The 21,570-nt window shown below is 70.6% G+C and carries 21 protein-coding genes; 7 read left to right on the top strand and 14 right to left on the bottom strand.

The features are described 5' to 3' along the window. From ABZ887_RS07595 to ABZ887_RS07585, 3 genes are all read right to left on the bottom strand, one after another. Positions 1-606, bottom strand: coding sequence for a sigma-70 family RNA polymerase sigma factor (locus tag ABZ887_RS07595; RefSeq protein WP_361284118.1), 606 nt, complete (start codon positions 604-606; stop codon positions 1-3). 141 nt (positions 607-747) lie between these two features. After that, positions 748-1,284, bottom strand: a complete 537-nt coding sequence (locus tag ABZ887_RS07590; RefSeq protein ID WP_361284115.1) for a TetR family transcriptional regulator — start codon at positions 1,282-1,284, stop codon at positions 748-750. Beyond that, complete coding sequence (locus ABZ887_RS07585) at positions 1,284-1,604, bottom strand: multidrug efflux SMR transporter (RefSeq protein WP_361284112.1); 321 nt, start codon at positions 1,602-1,604, stop codon at positions 1,284-1,286. Before ABZ887_RS07585 ends, ABZ887_RS07590 begins: the two co-directional genes overlap by 1 nt. 271 nt (positions 1,605-1,875) lie before the next feature. Here ABZ887_RS07585 and ABZ887_RS07580 point away from each other — a divergent pair, with 271 nt between their 5' ends. Then, on the top strand, positions 1,876-2,751 hold the full coding sequence (locus tag ABZ887_RS07580) for an AbfB domain-containing protein (RefSeq protein ID WP_361284109.1): 876 nt from the start codon (positions 1,876-1,878) through the stop codon (positions 2,749-2,751). 91 nt (positions 2,752-2,842) lie between these two features. On the opposite strand, the gene ABZ887_RS07575 is transcribed toward ABZ887_RS07580, so the two are convergent. The 8 genes from ABZ887_RS07575 to ABZ887_RS07540 all read right to left on the bottom strand — a co-directional run bounded on the left by ABZ887_RS07575 (position 2,843) and on the right by ABZ887_RS07540 (position 9,487). Next, positions 2,843-3,175, bottom strand: coding sequence for a metal-sulfur cluster assembly factor (locus ABZ887_RS07575; RefSeq protein WP_351485771.1), 333 nt, complete (start codon positions 3,173-3,175; stop codon positions 2,843-2,845). Beyond that, positions 3,172-3,639, bottom strand: a complete 468-nt coding sequence (gene sufU / locus ABZ887_RS07570; RefSeq protein ID WP_361284106.1) for a Fe-S cluster assembly sulfur transfer protein SufU — start codon at positions 3,637-3,639, stop codon at positions 3,172-3,174. The genes ABZ887_RS07575 and sufU overlap by 4 nt, the downstream gene beginning before the upstream one ends. Before the next feature lie 101 nt (positions 3,640-3,740). After that, complete coding sequence (locus tag ABZ887_RS07565; protein WP_361284103.1) at positions 3,741-4,997, bottom strand: cysteine desulfurase; 1,257 nt, start codon at positions 4,995-4,997, stop codon at positions 3,741-3,743. Further along, on the bottom strand, positions 4,994-5,758 hold the full coding sequence (sufC, locus tag ABZ887_RS07560) for a Fe-S cluster assembly ATPase SufC (RefSeq protein ID WP_361284100.1): 765 nt from the start codon (positions 5,756-5,758) through the stop codon (positions 4,994-4,996). Before sufC ends, ABZ887_RS07565 begins: the two co-directional genes overlap by 4 nt. A gap of 7 nt (positions 5,759-5,765) precedes the next feature. After that, positions 5,766-6,092 (bottom strand): non-heme iron oxygenase ferredoxin subunit, encoded by a 327-nt coding sequence (locus ABZ887_RS07555; RefSeq protein WP_089100905.1) that lies wholly within the window; start codon positions 6,090-6,092, stop codon positions 5,766-5,768. Further along, complete coding sequence (gene sufD / locus ABZ887_RS07550) at positions 6,089-7,273, bottom strand: Fe-S cluster assembly protein SufD (RefSeq protein ID WP_361284096.1); 1,185 nt, start codon at positions 7,271-7,273, stop codon at positions 6,089-6,091. Before sufD ends, ABZ887_RS07555 begins: the two co-directional genes overlap by 4 nt. Before the next feature lie 55 nt (positions 7,274-7,328). Continuing rightward, positions 7,329-8,750: a Fe-S cluster assembly protein SufB gene (gene sufB, locus ABZ887_RS07545; RefSeq protein ID WP_361284093.1), complete on the bottom strand. Its 1,422-nt coding sequence runs from the start codon at positions 8,748-8,750 to the stop codon at positions 7,329-7,331. Next, positions 8,747-9,487, bottom strand: a complete 741-nt coding sequence (locus ABZ887_RS07540) for a metalloregulator ArsR/SmtB family transcription factor (protein WP_361284090.1) — start codon at positions 9,485-9,487, stop codon at positions 8,747-8,749. The genes sufB and ABZ887_RS07540 overlap by 4 nt, the downstream gene beginning before the upstream one ends. A gap of 184 nt (positions 9,488-9,671) precedes the next feature. Here ABZ887_RS07540 and ABZ887_RS07535 point away from each other — a divergent pair, with 184 nt between their 5' ends. The 4 genes from ABZ887_RS07535 (at position 9,672) to ABZ887_RS07520 (ending at position 14,544) form a co-directional block, all read left to right on the top strand. Continuing rightward, a complete protein-coding gene (locus tag ABZ887_RS07535; protein WP_361284087.1) occupies positions 9,672-10,475 on the top strand; it encodes an AAC(3) family N-acetyltransferase in 804 nt (267 codons plus the stop codon). A 46-nt stretch (positions 10,476-10,521) separates the two neighbouring features. Next, positions 10,522-11,445 (top strand): ABC transporter ATP-binding protein, encoded by a 924-nt coding sequence (locus tag ABZ887_RS07530; protein WP_361284084.1) that lies wholly within the window; start codon positions 10,522-10,524, stop codon positions 11,443-11,445. 88 nt (positions 11,446-11,533) lie between these two features. Next, entirely contained in the window at positions 11,534-12,316 is a 783-nt protein-coding gene (locus ABZ887_RS07525; protein ID WP_361284081.1) for an ABC transporter permease, read from the top strand. Between the two features lie 77 nt (positions 12,317-12,393). After that, positions 12,394-14,544, top strand: coding sequence for a glycogen debranching N-terminal domain-containing protein (locus ABZ887_RS07520; protein WP_361284078.1), 2,151 nt, complete (start codon positions 12,394-12,396; stop codon positions 14,542-14,544). 24 nt (positions 14,545-14,568) lie between these two features. Here ABZ887_RS07520 and ABZ887_RS07515 read toward each other — a convergent pair whose 3' ends face one another. Then, the gene (locus tag ABZ887_RS07515; RefSeq protein ID WP_361284075.1) at positions 14,569-15,702 is read right to left on the bottom strand and encodes a glycosyltransferase family 4 protein; all 1,134 of its coding nucleotides are present in this window, start codon (positions 15,700-15,702) and stop codon (positions 14,569-14,571) included. Between the two features lie 332 nt (positions 15,703-16,034). Between ABZ887_RS07515 and ABZ887_RS07510 the strand changes: the two genes are divergently transcribed. Both ABZ887_RS07510 and ABZ887_RS07505 read left to right on the top strand, forming a co-directional pair. Further along, positions 16,035-18,656, top strand: coding sequence for a tetratricopeptide repeat protein (locus ABZ887_RS07510; RefSeq protein ID WP_361284072.1), 2,622 nt, complete (start codon positions 16,035-16,037; stop codon positions 18,654-18,656). Between the two features lie 55 nt (positions 18,657-18,711). After that, positions 18,712-19,731 carry a COX15/CtaA family protein gene (locus tag ABZ887_RS07505; protein ID WP_361284069.1) on the top strand — a complete coding sequence of 340 codons (1,020 nt, stop codon included), beginning with the start codon at positions 18,712-18,714 and terminating at the stop codon, positions 19,729-19,731. Here the strand turns inward: ABZ887_RS07505 and ABZ887_RS07500 are convergent. Together ABZ887_RS07500 and ABZ887_RS07495 are read right to left on the bottom strand one after the other, a co-directional pair. Then, positions 19,686-20,426, bottom strand: a complete 741-nt coding sequence (locus ABZ887_RS07500; protein WP_361284066.1) for a nucleotidyltransferase domain-containing protein — start codon at positions 20,424-20,426, stop codon at positions 19,686-19,688. The two genes, ABZ887_RS07505 and ABZ887_RS07500, sit on opposite strands and share 46 nt — an antisense overlap. 18 nt (positions 20,427-20,444) lie before the next feature. Next, positions 20,445-21,551, bottom strand: a complete 1,107-nt coding sequence (locus tag ABZ887_RS07495) for an amidohydrolase family protein (protein ID WP_361284064.1) — start codon at positions 21,549-21,551, stop codon at positions 20,445-20,447. Between the last annotated feature and the right edge of the window lie 19 nt (positions 21,552-21,570).

Below are 21,570 nucleotides of genomic sequence, written 5' to 3'. Positions count from 1 at the left end.
CTATACCACCTCCGCGGTGTCGCCCACGAATGCCGGATCGGCGCCGAGCGCCGTACGCACCTTGCGCCGGGCCCGGTTGAGCCGGGAGCGGACCGTGCCGACGGGGATGTCCAGCGCCTCCGCGACCTCCTGGTAGGTGAGGTCGGCCCAGGCGACGAGCAGCAGGACGTGCCGGTCGCCCGCCGTCAGTGCGGCGAGGGCGCCGGCGAGCGGGCCCTGGGCGTCGATCCGGCTGTCGGTGTCCTCGACCCAGGACTCGCTCCAGGACGCGGCGACCGGGTCGTGCCCGGTGCGGGCCAGCGCCTTGAGGGCCCGCACCTCGGCCCGGCGCTGCTTGCCGATCAGGTTGCCCGCGATGCCGTACAGCCAGGGGCGCGCGTTGGGGCGTGCGAGGTCGTAGCGGGAGCGGATCCGGAAGGCGACGAGGAAGGTGTCCGCGGTGATGTCGTCGGCGATGGTGTCGCCGAGCCTGCGGGCCGCGTACCGGTGGATGTCGGGCGCGTAGCGGTCGTAGAGCCGGGCGAAGAGCTCTGGTTGTTCCAGTGACTGGGCGACGATCTCCGCGTCGTCCCCCGCCTGTGCCGTGGCCGGCGGCGGTCCGCTCACGAGGGCTCCCCCTGGTTGGTCGGTGCGTGCGTGTCACCCCCCTGTTCCCCGATGCCCGCCGAAGGGTTCACGGTGTTCCGGCCGGGTCGGTGGGGAGGGAGGCGACGGACGCGTTCCGATCGGGGAGTCACGGCGTTCCGCTCAGGGAATCACGCGCCCCAGGACCTCCCGCGCGTACCCCTCGTCGTACGGCGTCCCCGTCAGCAGCACCTGGAGGCAGATGCCGTCCATCAGCGCGACCAGCGCCCGCGCCGTGACCGGGTCGGTGCGCCGTGCCAGCCGTTCGGCGAGGTCGTCGGCCCATTCGGCGGCGACGGGGCGCAGGGCAGGGCGGCGCAGGGCGGCGAGGTAGAGCTCGTACTCCAGCTCCACGGCGGTGCGGTCACCGCTCAGCCAGTCGCCGAGGATCCCGGCGAGGGCGGTGGCGAGGTCCGCCGAGGGGTCGTCCAGGCCTCCGTAGCCGGCGACCGCCTTGGCGAAGCCCTCGCTCGCCTGGCGCAGCGCGGCGACCATCAGCTCGTCGAGGGTCTTGAAGTGGTACGTCGTGGAGCCGAGCGGCACGTCCGCCTCGGTGGCGACCGAGCGGTGGCTCAGCCCGGCCAGGCCCTTCTCGCCCACCACCCGGATCGCCGCCTCGATGATCCGCTGCCGGCGCTCGGGGTCGTAACGGCGGGGCATCAGTGCGCGCCGCCCAGGTTCAGGACCACCACTCCGCCGACGATCAGCAGGATCCCGGCCACCTTGACCAGGGTCAGCGCCTCCCCGAACAGCAGCAGGCCCAGCACGGCGATGGTCGCGGTGCCCACCCCGGACCAGATCGCGTACGCCGTGCCGATCGACAGGGTCTTCAGGGTCTGGGCCAGGAGCAGGAACGACACCACGTATCCCACTGCCGTCAGAAGCGTCGGCCAGAGTCTGCTGAAGCCGTCCGCGTACTTCATCGCCGTCGTGGCGGCGACCTCGGCGGCTATGGCGCCGGCGAGCGTCAGATATCCCATGTGTACGAGTGTACGCAACGATGTGTACGGCTGTACATAACAGCGGGCGGGCTGTGCGGCATCCGGAGGACACCAGGAACGGCGTTCACACCCCCGTGCGCCACACGAAGATGTTTAATTCTCATAGAAACCGCTAGCTGAAACGGCTCCCCACGGCCCCGCGACTCCACTAGTGTGTGCACCTCTGTGATCCATCATTGCTTCACAGTTCACCCACCTCACCTTCACACCCCCGGCTGCCGCTGCCTTGGCGCCGCTGGAGGAAATGCGCATGCCAGAAATAACCCCCCAACCCCCGCCGCATCCCTCCTGGGAGAACGGCTGGGCCCCCGACACCTCCCGGGCCCCTGGAACCCGAAGACTCTGGCTGGCGGGCACGCTGGCCATCGCCACCGTCGTCGCCTGTGTCACCGCAATTGCCGTCAGCCACAAGGCTCCTGACAAGACGTCATCGGCCGACCCCACGGCGTCCGCCCACACCGACAGCGGTCCCGGTCTGCTCTCCTTCGCCTCGCCGTCGGCGTCGGACACGGCCGCCCCGCCCAAGGGCACGTCGGGGATGTCGGCGACCTCGCCGACCGCGTCCGCGTCCGGCACGGCGACGGACACCGCGTCCGGCGCCGGTCCGAAAAGCTCGCCGTCCAGCGCGAAGCCGTCCAAGTCCACGCCTTCCAAGGGAAGTTCGGGCGGCTCGGGCGGCTCGGGCGGCTCGACACAACAGCCCAGCACCGCCCAGAAGTCGGTCCGCTCGGTCAACTACCCGGACCGCTACTGGCATGTGAGCGACGGCTTCGTGAAGCTGGACGCGCCGCGCGGCTCGGAGTCCCGCGAGGACTCGACGTTCACCGTGGTCAAGGGCCTGGCGAACAGCTCCTGTTACTCGTTCCGGACGTCCGACGGGAAGTACCTGCGGCACCGCAACTTCCTGCTGCGCGCCGACGCCAACGACGGCTCGTCCCTCTTCAAGCAGGACGCCACCTTCTGCGCCCGGGCCTCGTCCTACTCGGGCGCGGTCATGCTGGAGTCGGTGAACTACCCGGGCCGCTACCTGCGCCACCAGAACTTCCAGCTGAAACTGGTCGCCTACCAGAACAGCGACCTGTACCGCGCGGACTCCGCGTTCCGGTTCGTGGACCCGCTGGCCTGAGCGCACGTACACAAACGTGAAAGCGGCGGCACCCTCCAGGTGCCGCCGCTTTCACGTACGCGGTGTCGGACGTCGAGCCCGATGCGCGGTGTCAGACGTTGAACCCCAGCGCCCGCAGCTGCTCACGGCCGTCGTCCGTGATCTTGTCGGGGCCCCACGGGGGCATCCAGACCCAGTTGATGCGCAGCTCGTTGACGATGCCGTCCGTGGCGGACTTGGCCTGGTCCTCGATGACATCGGTCAGCGGGCAGGCCGCCGACGTCAGGGTCATGTCGATCGTCGCGATGTTCGCGTCGTCGATGTGGATGCCGTAGATCAGACCGAGGTTGACGACGTCGATGCCCAGCTCGGGGTCGACGACGTCGTACAGCGCCTCGCGGAGTTCTTCCTCCGAGGCCGGCTTCATCTCAACGGTCTCGCTCATGCCGTCTTCCTTTCGGCGTCGGCGCCACCCAGTACCTGGGCCGTCGCGTCCTTCCACGCCATCCAGCTCAGGAGGGCGCACTTGACCCGGGCCGGGTACTTGGAGACCCCGGCGAACGCGACCGCGTCCTCCAGGACCTCCTCCATCGCGTCGTCGGGCTCCAGCCGGCCCTTGGACTGCATCAGCTCCAGGAAGGTCTCCTGGATCTTCTGCGCGTCGGCCAGGTCCTTGCCGACGAGGAGATCGTTCAGCACGGAGGCCGAGGCCTGGCTGATGGAGCAGCCCTGGCCCTCGTACGAGACGTCCTCGATGGTCGTGCCGTCGTACTTCACGCGGAGGGTGATCTCGTCGCCGCACGTCGGGTTCACATGGTGCACCTCGGCGTCGCCATCCCTCAGACCACGCCCGTGCGGGTGCTTGTAGTGGTCCAGGATGACTTCCTGGTACATCGAATCCAACTTCACGACGACCGACCTCGCATCCCAACGTCCGTCACATGGCCTGTCGGCCGGGGGTCCGGGGGTTGTCCCCCGGGATGACACAGCACGGTTTCAACTCACGCCCTTCAGCCGAAGAAGTTCCGTACGTGCTCCAGGCCCTCGACCAGAGCGTCGATCTCGGCCGGCGTGGAGTACAGATAGAACGACGCTCGCGTGGTCGCAGGAATTCCGTAGCGGAGGCAGACGGGCCGCGCGCAGTGATGACCGACACGTACCGCGATGCCCTGCTCGTCGAGGACCTGGCCCACGTCGTGCGGGTGGATGTCCCCGAGGGTGAAGGAGATCGCGGCGCCCCGGTCCTCGGCCGTGGTGGGGCCGATGATCCTCAGGTCCGGGACCTGCTGGAGCCGCTGGACCGCGTACTCGGTCAGCGCGTGCTCATGGGCGAGGATCCTGTCCATGCCGATGGCGTTCAGGTAGTCGATCGCCGCGCCGAGGCCGACCGCCTGCGCGATCGGCGGGGTGCCCGCCTCGAACTTGTGGGGCGCCGGGGCGTACGTCGACGAGTGCATCGACACGGTCTCGATCATCTCGCCGCCGCCGAGGAACGGCGGCAGGTCCTCCAGGAGCTCCTGGCGGCCCCAGAGGACGCCGATGCCGGTCGGGCCGCACATCTTGTGGCCGGTGAAGGCCACGAAGTCGGCCTGCAGGGCCTGGACGTCCAGCGGCATGTGCGGAGCGGCCTGGGAGGCGTCGATGCAGACGAGGGCGCCGACCTCCTGGGCGCGGCGCACTATCGCCTCGACCGGGTTGACCGTGCCCAGGATGTTCGACACCAGCACGAAGGAGACGATCTTCGTCTTCTCGGTGATGACCTCGTCGATGTTGGACAGGTCGAGGCGGCCGTCGTCGGTGAGCCCGAACCACTTCAGCTTCGCGCCGGTGCGCTGCGCGAGCAGCTGCCACGGCACGATGTTGGAGTGGTGCTCCATCTCCGTGATGACGATCTCGGTCTCGTGGTCCACCCGGTAGGGCTCGTCGGCCCAGCCGAGCATGTTGGCCACGAGGTTCAGCGACTCGGAGGCGTTCTTGGTGAAGATCACCTCGTCGCGGCTGGGTGCGTTGATGAACTCCGCGACCTTGTCGCGCGCGCCCTCGTACATCGCCGTGGCCTCCTCGGCGAGCACATGCACACCGCGGTGGACGTTGGCGTTGTGGCGCTCGTAGTACTCGCTGAGGACGTCCAGTACCTGGCGCGGCTTCTGGCTGGTCGCCGCGTTGTCCAGGTACACGAGCTTCTTGCCGTCGTGGACCAGCCGGTCCAGGACGGGGAAGTCCTTGCGGATCGCCTCGGTGTCGAGGAGGCCCGGCAGCTGCGTCACGCTGATACGCCACCCTTCGTGTATGCCTCGTAGCCCTCGTCCTCCAGCTTGTCGGCGAGCTCGGCGCCGCCGGACTCGACGATGCGGCCGCCCGAGAAGACGTGGACGAAGTCGGGCTTGATGTAGCGCAGGATGCGCGTGTAGTGGGTGATCAGCAGGGTGCCGACCTCGCCGGTCTCGCGGACCCGGTTGACGCCCTCGGAGACGATGCGCAGGGCGTCGACGTCGAGGCCGGAGTCGGTCTCGTCGAGGATCGCGATCTTCGGCTTGAGCAGTTCGAGCTGGAGGATCTCGTGGCGCTTCTTCTCACCGCCGGAGAAGCCCTCGTTCACGTTGCGCTCGGCGAAGGACTGGTCCATGGAGAGGCGCTCCATGGTCTCCTTGACCTCCTTCACCCAGGTGCGCAGCTTGGGGGCCTCGCCGCGGATCGCGGTGGCGGAGGTGCGCAGGAAGTTGGAGACCGAGACACCGGGGACCTCGACCGGGTACTGCATCGCCAGGAACAGGCCCGCACGGGCGCGCTCGTCGACGGACATCTCCAGGACGTCCTCGCCGTCGAGGGTGACGGTGCCGCCGGTGATCGTGTACTTGGGGTGACCCGCGAGCGAGTAGGCGAGGGTGGACTTGCCGGAGCCGTTGGGGCCCATGATGGCGTGCGTCTCGCCCTGCTTCACGGTGAGGTCGACGCCCTTGAGGATCTCCTTCGTGGCGTTGTCGGCCTCGACGGTGACGTGCAGGTCTCGGATTTCAAGCGTTGCCATGGGTGCCTCAGGACTCCTGGGTGAGGGAGACGAGCACGTCGTCCCCTTCGATCTTTACGGGGTAAACGGGGACGGGGCGCGTGGCCGGGAGGCCGGACGGCTTGCCGGTGCGCAGGTCGAAGCTGGAGCCGTGCAGCCAGCACTCGATCTGGCAGTCCTCCACCTCGCCCTCGGACAGCGAGACGTTGGCGTGGGAGCAGATGTCGTAGATGGCGAACACCTCTCCCTCGGTGCGGACGACCGAGACCGGCGTGCCGTCGAGTTCCACCCGCTTCGGGGTGTCCTCCTCCAGCTCGCTCAGCCCGCAGGCGCGTACGAACGCAGTGGACGTCATGCGACCGAGGCCTCCAGCTCCTCCTCGATCTTGGCGAGCAGGCGCTCCTCGATGTCGGCGACACCGATCTGCTGGACCAGTTCGGCGAAGAAGCCGCGCACGACGAGGCGGCGGGCCTCGTGCTGCGGGATGCCGCGGGCCATCAGGTAGAAGAGCTGCTCGTCGTCGAAGCGGCCGGTGGCGGAGGCGTGGCCGGCGCCGACGATCTCGCCGGTCTCGATCTCCAGGTTCGGCACCGAGTCGACCCGCGCGCCGTCCGTGAGGACCAGGTTGCGGTTCATCTCGTAGGTGTCGGTGCCCTCGGCCTTGGCCTCGATGAGGACGTCGCCGATCCACACCGCGTGCGCGTCGTCGCCCTGGAGCGCGCCCTTGTAGGCGACGTTGGACTTGCAGTGCGGGGTGTTGTGGTCGACCAGGAGGCGGTGCTCCTGGTGCTGCCCGGCGTCGGTGAAGTACAGGCCGTACAGCTCGGCCTCGCCGCCGGTGCCGGCGTAGGCGACGCGCGGGTGCAGGCGTACGACGTCGCCGCCGAAGGTGACGACCACGGACTTGAAGCTCGCGTCCCGGCCGACCAGGGCGTTGTGCTGGGCCACGTGGACGGCCTTGTCGTCCCAGTCCTGGACGGAGACGACGGTCAGCTTGGCGCCGTCGCCGAGGACGTACTCGACGTTGGCGGCGGTGACGATGTCACCGGTGTGGTCGATGACGACGACGGCCTCGGCGAAGGCGCCCAGCTCGATGACCTGGTGGCCGTAGGAGACCCCGCCCTGGCCGTGCACACTGATCCGGATCGGCTCGGTGAGCACCGTCTCCTTGGGGACGGTGACCACGCCGGCCTGCTCGAAGGCGGAGTACGCCTGGGCGGCGACCCGGTCCACCGGGGCGCCGGCCCGGCCGAGCCGGGCGTCGTCGCGGCCGACCAGCTCGACGGTGACGCCCTCGGGGGCCTCCACCGCGACCTTCAGGCCGTCGCCGGACGCGACCGCCGTGCCGTCGTGCAGCCCGCGCAGGCGCTCCAGCGGGGTGAACCGCCACTCCTCCTCGCGACCGTGCGGGACCGGGAAGTCCGCGACGTCGAAGGAGGGGGGCGCGCTCATGCGCGTGGCGACGGTCGACTCGGCGGCCACCGCGATGGCGCCGGCGGTGGTGGAGCCCACCGGGGTGTTCTGAGCCTCAGCCATGGCTGTCGGTCTGCTCGCTTTCTTACGTGAGTGGCTTGACGGTGACGGCGGTGGCTTAGCCGACCGCGCCTTCCATCTGGAGCTCGATCAGCCGGTTGAGTTCGAGGGCGTACTCCATGGGCAGTTCCTTCGCGATCGGCTCGACGAAGCCGCGCACGATCATGGCCATCGCCTCGAACTCGGTCAGACCGCGGCTCATCAGGTAGAAGAGCTGGTCCTCGGAGACCTTGGAGACGGTCGCCTCGTGGCCCATGGACACGTCGTCCTCGCGGACGTCCACGTAGGGGTACGTGTCGGAACGGGAGATCGTGTCGACGAGCAGCGCGTCGCACAGCACGTTCGACTTGGATCCGGCGGCGCCCTCGCCGATCTCGACCAGGCCGCGGTAGGAGGTACGGCCACCGCCGCGCGCGACGGACTTCGAGACGATGTTGGACGACGTGTTCGGCGCCATGTGGACCATCTTGGAGCCGGCGTCCTGGTGCTGGCCCTCGCCCGCGAAGGCGATGGAGAGGGTCTCGCCCTTGGCGTGCTCGCCCATCAGGTAGACGGCCGGGTACTTCATCGTCACCTTGGAGCCGATGTTGCCGTCGATCCACTCCATGGTGGCGCCCTCGTAGGCGACGGCACGCTTGGTGACCAGGTTGTAGACGTTGTTCGACCAGTTCTGGATGGTCGTGTAGCGGCAGCGCGCGTTCTTCTTGACGATGATCTCGACGACCGCGGAGTGCAGCGAGTCCGACTTGTAGATCGGGGCCGTACAACCCTCGACGTAGTGCACGTAGGCGCCCTCGTCGACGATGATCAGGGTCCGCTCGAACTGGCCCATGTTCTCCGTGTTGATACGGAAGTAGGCCTGGAGCGGGATCTCGACCTGAACGCCCTTCGGCACGTAGATGAAGGAGCCGCCCGACCACACCGCGCTGTTCAGCGAGGCGAACTTGTTGTCGCCGACCGGGATGACGGTGCCGAAGTACTCCTTGAAGAGCTCCGGGTGCTCCTTCAGCGCGGTGTCGGTGTCCAGGAAGATGACGCCCTGCTCCTCCAGGTCCTCGCGGATCTGGTGGTAGACGACCTCCGACTCGTACTGGGCGGCGACACCGGCGACCAGGCGCTGCTTCTCGGCCTCCGGGATGCCCAGCTTGTCGTAGGTGTTCTTGATGTCCTCGGGCAGGTCCTCCCAGGACTCCGCCTGCTTCTCCGTGGAGCGCACGAAGTACTTGATGTTGTCGAAGTCGATGCCCGACAGGTCCGAGCCCCAGTTCGGCATGGGCTTCTTCTCGAAGAGGCGCAGGCCCTTGAGGCGGAGCTTGGTCATCCACTCCGGCTCGGACTTCTTCGCCGAGATGTCCCGGACCACGTCCTCGTTCAGACCACGCTTCGCAGAGGCGCCGGCCTCGTCGGAGTCGGCCCAGCCGTATTCGTACTTGCCCAGGCCTTCGAGCTCAGGGTGGGCAGTCTCCGTGGGGAGAGTCATGCGGGGTTCCTCCCGGCCGTGCTTGCAGATGCGTCAGTGTCAGTGGATGTCTTGGGGATGAACGTCGTGCAGACGCCGTCGCCGTGCGCGATGGTCGCCAGTCGCTGGACGTGCGTTCCGAGCAGCTCGGCGAAGATCTCCGTCTCCGCCTCGCACAGCTGGGGGAACTGCTCCGCGACGTGGGCGACCGGGCAGTGGTGCTGGCACAGCTGCTCGCCGACCGGTGCGGTGCGCGCCGTTGCAGCGTACCCGTCCAGGCTCAGGGCCTTGGCCAGCGCTTCGGTCCGCTCATCGGGATCCACGCCCTCGATCGCCTTGCGGTAGACGCCCGCCTGGGCGGCGATCCGGGCCCGCGCGAAGGCGACGACCGCCTCCTGGCCGCCCCCCTGCTCGGCGATCCAGCGCAGCGCGTCGGCGGCGAGCTTGTCGTACGACTGGTCGAAGGCGTCCCGGCCGCAGTCGGTGAGGACGAAGACCTTGGCAGGCCGGCCGCGCGTCCGCGCGCCGTACACCCGCTGCTCGCGCGCCTCCACGACGTCGTCGGCGACCAGCGCGTCCAGATGCCGGCGTACGGCCGCCGGGGTCAGGCCCAGGCGTCCGGCCAGCTCGGTGACGGTCGACGGGCCGTGGTCCAGGATCGACCGCGCGACCCGGTTGCGCGTCGAGCGCTCACCGGTCGCTAGCTCCTCCTGCGGGGTCCCCGTGGGGGTCTCCCGAGCCTCGCCGACGTTTTTCACAACGCCATTGTTGCGTAATTCCTCAGAGCCAGGCAAGCGGCGTCCGGGCGAGGGGGCGGTGCCCTGCATCACTTAGGTATGCCTAACCTGCTACCCGTTCTGACCTGCGGAAACGATCTTTGATCGATCATCCCTCGGCCAATTGGGTGGCGCTCCACGCCCCCCTCCGGAACACTCCAAAACCATGCCCACACCACCCCCCACCGGCCCTCTTGTCACCCGGGGCACCCTCGCGCACCAGCTTCACCTGCTGGGTGTCAAGACCGGCGAGACCCTCCTCGCGCATACCTCGCTCAGCTCCCTCGGCTGGGTGAACGGCGGCGCCGTGGCCGTCGTCCAGGCCCTCCTCGACGCCCTCGGCCCGGACGGCACCCTGGTGGTCCCCACCCAGACCGGCGACCTCTCGGACCCCGCGGTCTGGCAGCACCCGCCGGTGCCGAAGGAGTGGTGGGAGACGATCCGGGCCACCATGCCGCCGTACGACCCCCGGACCACCCCCACCCGCGGGGTCGGCGTGATCCCGGAGACCGTGCGGACCTGGCCCGGTGCCCTGCGCAGCGCCCACCCGCAGACCTCCTTCGCGGCCGTCGGCCCCCGCGCGGCGGAGCTCCTCGACGGCCACGCCCCCGACTGCCGGCTCGGCGAGCGCAGCCCGCTGGCCCGCCTTGAGAAGCTGCACGCGCGCGTGCTCATGCTCGGCACCGGCTACGCCACCTGCACCAGCTTCCATCTCGCCGAGTACCGGATCCCCTCCCCGCGCGCCCGGGTCGGCCGCCCCGCACCCGGCGGCGGCTGGGAGGAGGTCACCGAGGTGGCCATCACCTCCGACCGCTTCGACGAGCTGGGCTACGACTTCGAACGCGACCGCCCGGTGGTCGTCCGCGGCCCGGTCGGCGCGGCCGATGCCCGGCTCTTCCCGGTGGCGGAGGCGGTGGCCTACGCCGAGCGGTGGCTGGCCGTACACCGACCCCGTGAGGAGGAGATCTAGTACCCGGCCGTCCGGGTGACGCCGACCGTCCTTAGACTCTGTCACCATGCGAAGTGAGTCCGTGGTCCAGGTGCGGGACCTGGTGAAGCGGTACGGCACCAAGACCGCCGTGAACGGCCTCGATCTGGTCGCCGAGGCGGGCGTGACCGCCGTCCTCGGCCCCAACGGGGCGGGCAAGACGACCACGATCGAGACCTGCGAGGGGTACCGCAGGCCGGATTCCGGCACGGTGCGCGTCCTGGGCCTCGATCCCGTACGGCAGTCCGCCGAGCTGCGCCCCAGAGTCGGCGTGATGCTCCAGTCCGGGGGCGTCTACTCGGGCGCCCGCGCCGACGAGATGCTGCGGCATGTGGCGAAGCTGCACGCGCATCCGCTGGACGTGGACGCGCTGATGGAGCGGCTGGGCCTCGGCAGCTGCGGCCGGACGTCGTACCGCCGTCTCTCCGGCGGCCAGCAGCAGCGCCTCGCGCTCGCCATGGCCGTGGTCGGACGCCCGGAACTGGTCTTCCTCGACGAACCGACGGCGGGCCTCGACCCCCAGGCCCGCCACGCCACCTGGGACCTCGTCCGGGACCTGCGCACCGACGGCGTCTCGGTCATCCTCACCACGCACTACATGGAGGAGGCCGAGCAGCTCGCCGACGACGTCGCCATCGTCGACGCCGGCCGGGTGATCGCCAAGGGCTCCCCGGAGGAACTGTGCAAGGGCGGCGCCGAGAACACCCTGCGCTTCACCGGCCGCCCCGGCCTCGACGTCAACTCGCTCCTCAAGGCGCTGCCGGCCGACTCCACGGCCGCCGAGCTGACCCCGGGCTCCTACCGGGTCGTCGGCAAAGTCAACCCGCAACTGCTGGCCACGGTGACCTCGTGGTGCGCCCAGCACGGCGTGATGCCCGACCGCATCTCGGTGGAGCGGCACACGCTGGAGGACGTCTTCCTGGAGCTGACCGGCAAGGAGCTGCGCTCATGATTCCGGCCCGTACATGGATCGGCTGGGGGTCCGGGGGTTATCCCCCGGGACGGCACAGTCTGGAGCTGACCGGCAAGGAGCTGCGCTCATGACCACCGCGACCGACACCGGCACCGGCACCTTCACCCCCAGGCCGGGTGCGGCCCCGCTCCCCCGCATGATCGCAGCGCAGGCGGCCCTGGAGACGAGGATGCTGCTCCGCAACGGCGAGCAGCTGCTCCTGACGGTGGTGATCCCCACCCTCCTCCTCGTGCTCTTCAGCTCGGTGGACGTCGTCGACACGGGCTCCGGCAAGGCGGTCGACTTCCTGACCCCGGGCATCCTCGCCCTCGCCGTCATGTCCACGGCCTTCACCGGCCAGGCCATCGCGACCGGCTTCGAGCGCCGCTACGGGGTCCTGAAGCGCCTCGCCTCCTCCCCGCTCCCCCGCTGGGCCCTGATGACGGCCAAGACCGCGTCGGTCCTGGTCACCGAGGTCCTCCAGGTGATCCTCCTGACGGTGATCGCCTTCGCCCTCGGCTGGTCCCCGCACGGCAACCCCTTCGCCGTGCTCCTCCTCCTGGTCCTCGGCACGGCCGCCTTCTCCGGCCTCGGCCTCCTCATGGCGGGCACACTGAAGGCGGAGGCGACCCTGGCGGCCGCCAACCTGGTGTTCCTGCTGCTGCTCGTGGGCGGCGGGGTCATCGTCCCGCTGGACAAGTTCGGCGGAGCCCAGTCCGTCCTCGGCCTCCTCCCGATCTCCGCCCTGTCGGACGGCCTGCGGGACGTGCTGCAGCACGGGGCCGGGATGCCGTGGGGAGACCTGGGGATTCTGGCGGTGTGGGCAGTGGTGGGGCTGGGGGCGGCCGGGAGGTTCTTCCGCTGGGAGTGACAGACCGACGGTCGCGGAGTGAAAGCCGTCGCTGGGCCACGTGAGTGACGTTCGCGCCCAGCGGGAAAAGACGCTCCGTGTACGAGTCGGCGGAACTCCCCAGCGCTCTGCAACCGTTGCTGCACGACGTCGTGATGTGCGTCGCGGCCCCGGCCTTCGTGGCATCGCCGCGGGACGGACAACTGCGCGGCCTCCGGGCCGAGGGCTTCTACGGTCACGACCGGAGGCTGCTGCACACGGTCTGTCTGCTGATCGACGGACGCGAGCCCGAGCCGATCGGCGTACAGCCACTGGGCCCCGACCGGGTGCGCTTCACCTCGGTCCACCGCTATCAGGGCGACCCGACCGACGATCCCACGCTCATCGTCGAGCGGGTGCGGGTCGCGGGCCGGGGCGAGTTCATCCAGCTGCGAAACGTCGGTACGGTCACCCGCTCCCTCCGCCTCGAACTGGCGCTGGCGACCGACCTCGCGGACATCGCCGACGTCAAGCGGGGCCGTCCGGCACCCACCGTGGCGTGCAGCGCCTCCGAGGACGGCGGCGGGCTGCGCTGGCAGGCCCCGGCGGGCCTCACCGAAGTCCGTGCCGCGGGCGAGGCGGAAGCGCCCGAGGTCACGGACGGACCGGAGGGCGGCACCTTCGCCTGGCCCCGGATCGTGCTGCGGCCGGGCGAGGACTGGCACACCCGGGTCAGCGTGACCGGAGGCGCGGTCCCCACTCCGCCCGGTCACCCCGGCGCCCCGCGATCCGCGGCTGCGCCCTGGGCCGCACCCCGGGTGGCGGGCGACCCCCGGCTGGTGGCGCTGGTGCGCCAGGGCCTCGACGACCTGGGGGCTCTGCGGCTGGCCGATCCGGAACGCGGCACGCGAACGGCGGGCGGCGCCGAGGACCAGTTCATCGCGGCGGGATGTCCCTGGTACCTGACGTTGTTCGGCCGCGACTCGATCTGGTCGGCGCGCATGATGCTGCCCCTGGGCACGGATCTGGCCCGCGGCACCCTGTGGGCCCTCGCCCGCCGCCAGGGGACGGCCCACGACGTGTTCCGCGAGGAGGCACCCGGCCGCATTCTCCACGAACTGCGCCCGGCCGACGCCGAACACGGTCACGGCCTGCGCCTTCCCTCCCGCTACTACGGCTCGGTGGACGCGACCCCGTTGTTCGTGTCGCTCCTGGTGGACGCCTGGCACTGGGGGCTGCCGGGGGACGAGGTGGACGCGCTGCTGCCGTACGCCGAGCGCGCCATGGAATGGGTGCTGGAGACCTGTGCCGGGGACGAGGACGGGTTCCTGCGCTACTACCCCCGGGCGGGCGGCCTGCGCCACCAGTCGTGGAAGGACAGCGAGGACGCCGTCCGGGACGCGACCGGCCGCCGGATCGAGCCGCCGCTGGCGCTGTGCGAGGTGCAGGGGTACGCCTACCAGGCGGCGACGGGGCTGGCCGAGCTGCTCGCTGCGCGTGGCCGTCACGACTCGGCCGTGCGGCTGCGTACCTGGGCGGACGCGCTGCGCAAGAGCTTCGCCGACGCCTTCTGGCTGTCCGCGCGGCACGGTCCGGCCCCGAGGTACGTGGCGATCGCCATCGGCCGGGGCCTGGAGCCGGTCAGCGGACCCGCGTCCAACATGGGCCAGTTGCTGTCCACCGGCATCCTGGACGCCGACGGCTGCCGGGACGTGGCGGCTTGGCTCGCGTCGCCCGAACTGAACTCCGGCTGGGGGCTGCGCAGCCGCTCCTCGGCGCTGCCCGGCTTCAACCCGCTGAGCTACCACAACGGTTCGGTCTGGACGCACGACACCGCGATCGCGATCCAGGGCCTGTCCGCGGCGGGCCGCCACGAGGAGGCGTACGCCCTGACGACGGGCCTGCTCGACGCGGCGAGCCACTTCGGGTACCGGATGCCGGAACTGTACGGCGGCGACAGCCGCACACCGGGAGCTCCCGCTCCGCTCGCCTATCCCGCCGCCTGCCGTCCGCAGGGCTGGTCCGCCGCGTCGGGGGTCGCCCTGCTCGGCGCCCTGCTGGGGCTCCGGCCGAACGCCACGGAACGCGTCCTCCATGTCACCCCCATGGCCCAGGAACTCTCCCGAGCCGCGTCGCTGATCCGCGGGGTCGAGGGCATTCGCCTGGCCGGGCGGAGCATCACCGTCCGTACGGGTCTCCCGGCGGACGGCATCTCGGTCGAGGGGCTTCCCGAGGGGTGGAAGCACTCGGCAGGCCCCTCCACACCCTGATACCGCCGACTCCTCGGCCCCGTGTCACGGCCGGCGGAGCGGCGGACGGAGCGGAAGGCGCGAACACTTCTCGTAGGCCGACAGCAAAGGGGGCAGGCAACGACTCTCCAGGTCGAACTCCGCCATCACCCGCTTCCTCGCCGCGTTGCCGACGCTCCGCGCGACGGCCGGCGAACGGAGCAGCTCGACGATGCGACCGGCGAGGGCCTCCGCGTCGCCCGGCGGCACCAGGAACCCCGTCGAGCCGTCCCGGCCCACTCCCTCGGCAAGGCCGCCCACGTCGGAGGCGATCACGGGACGCGCCGAACACATCGCCTCCAGCGCCGCCAGGCCCATGGGCTCGGCGAACATCGACGGACACACCACGACGCGGGCGCGCCGGTACAGCTCGTGCATTCCGTCCACAGCCGCCCGGTCGAAGGTCACGCGATCCGCGATGTTCAAATCCTTGGCGAGCCGCGTCACCTCATCCCTGAAGCCGACCTTTTCGCCGTGGAAATCGACAGAATTCGGCGTATCCATGAGAACAAGGCGCGGGCGCACCGGCAGGTCCTCGCGCAGGACCCGCTGCATGGCCTGCACCGCCGTCACCGCTCCCTTGTCAGGAATGAGACGGGCAGGCAGAAGGACGAGCGCTTCCTCGCCGGGCGCCGGGTCGGAGAGTTCCGGAACACGCAGGAAGGACTCCGCGTCGATACCCAGATACATGAGCTCCGCGTCAGTCACCCCGAGCACGTCCGCACAGGCATCGAGGAGAAACCCGGAGACCGCGAAGTGCGCGTCGAACTCACCGCAGGCCCCGGCCAGGGCCACGCTCCCGGGATCGCTCCAGATGCTGTGATACGTGTGCAGCAGCACCAGGTCGAGGCCGGCTCTGAGGTCGAGCAGCGCCTGCGCCGGCGCGGCCGAGAAGTGGTGAAGGTTGTGACCGTGGACCAACCGGGTCCGCCTGTCCGCCAGTTCACGGTGGAACCACTTGCGCAGTTCGCGCCGCTCGGCAGCGTCCCCGGAGGCCCGGGACAGATCGAGCCCCGGGTGCTGCAGCACCTCGATCCCGCTCTCACGGGGCCTGCGGACCTCCGACGTCCCCGTGAACACCGTCACCCGGTGCCCCGTTCTGGCGAGCAGCCTGGAGCAGTTCCAGAGGTACGACTCCACACCGCCGACCGTCGGCGGGAACGCCCAGTGGACGAAGGCGATGTCCAACGCCTTCGGGGTCTGTCGATCCGACTCCTGCCACATTGCCGCCTCCGGGCACCCTTGCCACCGTGCTCGGGCCGCACCCCGGTGAACGGCAGAACAGACTTCCGCGCGCGGGGATCGTATTCCACCGGCAGGGCCCGCCGGGCACGAACTCGCCCTCAGGGTTCAACGAATCGGTTGCCCGTCAGGTTGCGCAACGAAGAAGTAGGGAAAAATGAAGATTCGACAATATTCGCCCTGAACGCGGGTGGAAACCCGTGGCAGCGGCGCGGATTCGGGGGAATCACATGCGCGGTTGGGTGGTCAATGCCGCTGCCGGTGCGGGAACCGGAACCACCGCGTTCATCGCGGTGGCCGTGAAGGCCGCCGACTCCGGAAGCGCTCTGCTGTGGTGGCTGTCCGCGGGTGCGGGGCTGGTCGCGGGGCTGGCCGGCGGCATCGCCACCCAGGTCGCCCGCAGGTCCGCCGCGGATTCCACCCCGGACGCCCAGGCGAGCACGCTCCAGGGCCCACCGCACAACCTGCCGGTTCTCAGCATGTACTTCACGGGCCGCGCCGCCGAGACCCAGCGCATCGTGCGTGTGCTGCGCGGCCCGGAGCGCGGACGCCGCCGGGACGAGCGGCCCGTGCCCCGCGTCTGTGTGCTGTACGGGGCGACCGGCGCGGGCAAGTCCGAACTCGCCGTGGCCTACGCCCGCACCCAGCTGACCCGGCACTCCCTGACGTGGTGGCTCAACGCCTCCGGCTCCGACGCGCTGCAGACGGAGCTGCTGGAGTTCGCCCAGTACGTGGGCATCCACGACCAGGCGAGCAAGAACGTCGTCCTCATGAACCTGTGGCGCTGGCTGCGCGAGCAGCGCAACTGGCTGCTCGTGTACGACGGGTGGCCCGCCTACGAGGACGAGCTGCGCCGCCTGCTGCCGTCGGAGGGCGACGGCGAGGTGCTGATCACCACCCAGCAGAACCAGGGGTGGGACGGCCTGTGCGCGAGCCCCATACAACTCCGGGTCTTCCCCGAGAGCGAGGGCATCGAGTTCCTGGTGCGGCGCCTCGGTGTGAAGCCCACGGAGGCCGCGGAAGAGGCCTGCACCCGGCTAGGCCGCCAGCTCGGCTGGCTGCCACTGGCCCTCGAACAGGCGGCGGCCTACATCGTCCAGGCCGAGACGACCGTGACCGAGTACCTGCGGGACCTGCCCGGAGGAGCTTCGGTCGAGGACACCTTCCGGCTCGCCATCGCACGTATCTCGGAGACCTCGCCCGCCGCGGTGGATCTCCTGCGGCTGTGCACGTTCCTCGCCTCGGAGGACGTCCAGAAGATCACTCTGATGCAGTACCGGTCGGTGCTGCCGGTCCGCCTGCGGGCGGTGATGGCCGACCCGGTCACCTTCAACCGCGAGGTCCTGCTGCTGGTCGACCACTCCCTGCTGACACGCAGCGGCGACTGGCGCGACGGGTCCGCCGCCTACGGCATGCATCCCCGCGTCCAGACCCTGATCCACGAGGGACTGAGTCTCGCCGAGCGCCTGGAGTGGTCCCAGGCCGCGGTCCGGCTGGTGGAGGCCTGCTTCCCCATGACTCCGGACCTGCTGGCGTCCAGGCCGCTGTGCGAGCGGATGATGCCGCACGTGGAGGCCGTCATCGACAGACTCGCCTGGGGCGACGACACCGGCGGCGGGCTCGGCGCGTCCCAGGATCCGGAGGCCCTGGCCCGGCTCCTGCACCGCGTCGGCGCGTATCAGGAACACCGCTGCGACTGGGTGCGCTCCCTGGACTTCTTCGAACGGGAGGCCGAGCTGCGCGAGATCGGGAACGGCGACGGCCTCGGCCGCGCCGCGGCGCGGTACGCCGTGGCCCGTCAGCACTATCTGCTGGCCAGTCTGGACGACGCCGAGCGGGAGTGCCGCCTCGCTCTCCAACTCTGCGACGGCCACGCGGAGGAGGCGTTTCTCCGGTTACGGGCCAGCTGCCAGCGGCAGTTGGGAGGCATCATGCGCGAACGCAACCGCTTCTCGGAGGCGCTGGAGGCGGTCCAGACCGCGGTCGAGATCTACGAGGGGCAGGCGTGGCGCGAGGAGAGCCTCGACTGGGCCGTCGCCGAGCAGGAGATCGGCCTGATCCACCGGAACGCGGGGCACCTCACCCAGGCCGCCGCCCACTACGAGCGGGCGGAGCGACGCATACCCAGCCGAGGCGTCCAGGAGCCCCCCGACTACACGGTGTTCCGCGCCATGCTGCAGCGCGATCTGGGCATCGTCGCCCAGGACAAGGGGCAGCTCGAAGACGCGGAGGCCCTGCTGACCGAGGCCCTGAAGGTGTTCGGCGCCCATCGGGGGCCGGAGGACTTCGAGACGGCCCAGATCGCGAAGTTCCTGTCGGACGTACTGCGCCGGCGCAGCGAGAGCCACCGGGAGGAGGCGCGCCGGAGCCTTCGTCTCCTCCGCCGTCGCGACCTCCGCCGCCGGGCCCGCACCGAACTGGACCGGGCCGACCGGCTCCTCGGTCCGGTGGTGGAGCTGCACCGCAAACGCAGCGAGGCGGAGGAGCACAAGTACGCGGCCTGCCTCAACAAACTCGGCTCCTTACGTCTCGCGCAGGGACGGTCGGCCGACGCGAGGAGGATCCTGGAGCAGGCCGAGGAGATCTATCTGCGGCTCTACGGCGAGCGCCACTACTACCGCGCCAAGTCGCTGACCAGGCTCGGTCCCGTGCTGCGCGCCCTGGGCGACGGCGCCGCGGCGGAGCGTGTGCTGCGGGAGGCGAACGGGATCTTCCGGGCGGCCCTCGGTGACGACCACCCGGCGCTGATGGCCGTGTGCGAGCACCTGTCCGACTGCGCCTCGGACCGGGGTGACCACGAGGAAGCCGGCCGGCTCCGGCTGGAGGCGGACCTCATCCGCCGGTCGCTGTGACACCCGGATCCCGATCCCCGACCCTCGTGAACGCATGCACAAGCGGCCCCCTACCATGGTGCCCGTGCCAAAGCTGACCCCCACCGACCTCGTAGCGGCGCTGCGCAACCCGCTCGCCTTCATCGCCGACCGCTGGACGCCGGATCCCCGGACGGTCCGGCGGGCGGCGCTCGCCGCGCTCGTGATGTCGGTGGTGATCGTGGTCACCGGCGGTGCGGTGCGGCTCACCGGCTCCGGGCTCGGCTGCCCGACCTGGCCCGAGTGCACCGACGGCTCGCTGACCCCGACGACCGCGCTGAGCTATCACAGCGCCATCGAGTTCACGAACCGCATGCTGACCTACGTGCTGTGCGCCGCGGTCGGCTGGGCGATCATCGCCGCACGGTCCCAGAAGCCGTACCGGCGCGGTCTGACCCGGCTGGGCTGGGCGCAGTTCTGGATCGTGATGAGCAACGCGGTCCTCGGCGGCGTCGTGGTGCTCGTCGGCCTCAACCCCTACACCGTCGCCGCGCACTTCCTGCTGGCGACGGCCCTCATCACGGTCGCCGCCCTGATGTGGCAGCGCACCCGGGAGGGCGACGGCGAGCCGCGTCCGCTGGTCGGCACGGCCGTGCGGCAGCTGGTGTGGGCCCTGGTGGCCGTGACGCTGGTGCTCATCGCCGCGGGCACGGTGGTGACCGGCGCGGGACCGCACCCGGGCGACTCCGGCGACGTCGAGCGCATCGACGTCAGCTGGTCGGGCGTCGCCGAGCTGCACGCGGTCTTCGCCTGGATCGTGGTGTCGCTGACCTTCGCCCTGTGGTTCTTCCTCAAGGGCGTCGACGCGCCCCAGGGACCGCGGGACCGCGTCCGCGACCTGTTCCTGATCCTGCTCGGTCAGGGCGTGATCGGGTACGTCCAGTACTTCACGCACCTGCCCACGGTCCTGGTCGGCCTGCACATGTTCGGCTCCTGCCTGGTGTGGATCGGCGTGCTGCGGGTCCTGTTCTCGCTGCGGGAACGTGCAGAGGTGACGGCCGACGTTCCCGTTCAGGCGTACGACGCCGTGAGCGCGTCGATCGCCGGGCCCAGGTAGTCACGGGTCAGCCGGGCCCGGCGCGCCGTCCACTCCTCGGTGGGCGGGGCGGGGTCGGCGTAGCGGCGGCTCCGGATGTCCTCGACGACCTCGGCGGGGGCGCCCAGGCCGGGCAGCAGGTCCAGCGCCTCGCGTTTGGAGATCAGCCGGCCCTCGCGGACGGTGACGGTGGCGCGGGCGAAGGTGATCATGCCCAGGTCGACCCAGACGTCCCGGATCCACAGCGGGGCCTTGTCGACGACGGGCCGCCAGTAGTCCCGCTGGTCGCGGACGACGAAGTCGCCGAGTTCCCGGTCCGTCACCGGTGGCAGCAGCCCCGCGGGCTCCTGGCCGTACAGCACCCGTCCGAAGGCGTGCAGCTCACGCCGGGTCACCAGACCGACCGGCCGTTTGAACAGCTGCCCGTACGCCCAGGTCAGATGGGACCGGGCCGGGTCGGCCGCGGTCGCCGGGGTCAGATAGGTGCAGTGCAGGACGGTGGCGAGCGGCAGCGTGCGCAGCCGGGCGTGCACGACGGCGACCTTCCATACGACGGCCGGGGTCACCGGGCCGGGCAGCACCACGATCAGGTCCAGGTCGCTGCGGCCCTCCTGGTAGTCGTCGCCCGCGGCGAGCGAGCCGTGCGCCCACACGGCGACGGGGTCCAGCGCCGACAGCTCACGGACGAAGCGGCTCAGTAACGTCTCGGTGTCCACGCGCTCAGTCTGTACAGCTCACTCCAGCCCGTACACCCGTTTCGCGTTTCCCGCCGCGATCAGCCTGGCCACGCGTTGTGCGTCGCCGAGGGACCACGCGTCCTCGGCGACCCAGGTGCCCAGTACCCGCGCGAGGGACTCGCGGAAGAGGCGGGCGCCGACCACGTGCAGCTCGGGCAGGCCGTGGGCACCGCTGGAGAAGAGGATCTTGCCGAAGGGGGCCAGTTCCAGGATCTCGGCGAGGATCGTGGCGGCGCGGGCGCCGGTGCGGACCAGGGCCGCGCCCGAGTCGGCGTAGACGTGCGGGAAGACGCCGGCGAGATGGGCGGCGTGGCGGTGGTACGGGTAGCCGTGCAGGAGGACCAGGTCCGTGCCGAGGCCCGCGGTCGCGCGGACGAAGTCGGTGAGCAGGACCGGGTCGGTGCGGTCGATCCGGGCGCCGGGCTCGCCGAGGCCCGCGTGCAGCTGGAGCGGGAGGCCGGAGGCCACGGCGATCCAGAGCAGGTGCCGCAGCAGGACCGGGTCGGTCAGCTCGCCGCCGACCGGGCGGGCCGCCAGCCAGCGGCCGGCCGCGCCTCTCACCTCACCGGGGCCGGGGGGTTCGGGGGCCAGGGCCAGGCCGTGGCGGAGACCGGCGACGGAGGTGAAGGCGACCGCGTTCGCCGCCGCGCCGTGCACCGACTCGGCGAGGTTGGCGAGGAAGGACTCGACGGTGCCGGAGGTGTCGGCGACCTGCTCCGCGAGCAGTTCCAGGCGGACGATCTCGCGGGCCTCCGCGTCGCCGGTCGAGGCCATCTCGGTGGGGCCCGTGAGGTCGCCGGGGAGGCCGGTGTCGACGAGGTAGGTGGTGATGCCGCTGCCGCGCAGGAGACGGCGGCCGGCCTCCAGGACGCCGAGTTCGCGGCGCCGGGCCAGGTAGCGGGCCGGTGCGCAGTGGGGTTCCAGGCCGAGGAGCGGGGGGCACCAGCGCCGTACCGCGAAACCGGTCTGGGTGTCGAAGAGGGTGGTGCCGGCGGCCGGGGGGCCTTCGGTGCGGGCGAGCTGGGCCTCGAAGGTGCCCAGGCCCAGCTCGGTGCGGAGCACTCCGTGGCAGTACTGGTCCACGAGGTTCGGCGTCTCGATCATCCGGGCTCCCGTGTGGACG

This window comes from Streptomyces sp. NPDC047061 (assembly GCF_040643955.1).
In the GTDB taxonomy this organism is placed as follows: domain Bacteria; phylum Actinomycetota; class Actinomycetes; order Streptomycetales; family Streptomycetaceae; genus Streptomyces.
This window is presented reverse-complemented; position numbering and strand designations above follow the sequence as displayed.

What these genes read in the sequence shown, in the direction of transcription:
- ABZ887_RS07510 (WP_361284072.1), top strand. Translation starts at nt 16,035, where the DNA reads ATGCGCGGTTGGGTGGTCAATGCCGCTGCCGGTGCGGGAACCGGAACC.
- ABZ887_RS07590 (WP_361284115.1), bottom strand. Translation starts at nt 1,284, where the DNA reads ATGCCCCGCCGTTACGACCCCGAGCGCCGGCAGCGGATCATCGAGGCG.
- sufC (WP_361284100.1), bottom strand. Translation starts at nt 5,758, where the DNA reads ATGGCAACGCTTGAAATCCGAGACCTGCACGTCACCGTCGAGGCCGAC.
- ABZ887_RS07555 (WP_089100905.1), bottom strand. Translation starts at nt 6,092, where the DNA reads ATGACGTCCACTGCGTTCGTACGCGCCTGCGGGCTGAGCGAGCTGGAG.
- ABZ887_RS07530 (WP_361284084.1), top strand. Translation starts at nt 10,522, where the DNA reads ATGCGAAGTGAGTCCGTGGTCCAGGTGCGGGACCTGGTGAAGCGGTAC.
- sufD (WP_361284096.1), bottom strand. Translation starts at nt 7,273, where the DNA reads ATGGCTGAGGCTCAGAACACCCCGGTGGGCTCCACCACCGCCGGCGCC.
- ABZ887_RS07505 (WP_361284069.1), top strand. Translation starts at nt 18,712, where the DNA reads ATGGTGCCCGTGCCAAAGCTGACCCCCACCGACCTCGTAGCGGCGCTG.
- ABZ887_RS07525 (WP_361284081.1), top strand. Translation starts at nt 11,534, where the DNA reads ATGACCACCGCGACCGACACCGGCACCGGCACCTTCACCCCCAGGCCG.
- ABZ887_RS07495 (WP_361284064.1), bottom strand. Translation starts at nt 21,551, where the DNA reads ATGATCGAGACGCCGAACCTCGTGGACCAGTACTGCCACGGAGTGCTC.
- ABZ887_RS07580 (WP_361284109.1), top strand. Translation starts at nt 1,876, where the DNA reads ATGCCAGAAATAACCCCCCAACCCCCGCCGCATCCCTCCTGGGAGAAC.
- sufB (WP_361284093.1), bottom strand. Translation starts at nt 8,750, where the DNA reads ATGACTCTCCCCACGGAGACTGCCCACCCTGAGCTCGAAGGCCTGGGC.
- ABZ887_RS07585 (WP_361284112.1), bottom strand. Translation starts at nt 1,604, where the DNA reads ATGGGATATCTGACGCTCGCCGGCGCCATAGCCGCCGAGGTCGCCGCC.
- ABZ887_RS07535 (WP_361284087.1), top strand. Translation starts at nt 9,672, where the DNA reads ATGCCCACACCACCCCCCACCGGCCCTCTTGTCACCCGGGGCACCCTC.
- ABZ887_RS07575 (WP_351485771.1), bottom strand. Translation starts at nt 3,175, where the DNA reads ATGAGCGAGACCGTTGAGATGAAGCCGGCCTCGGAGGAAGAACTCCGC.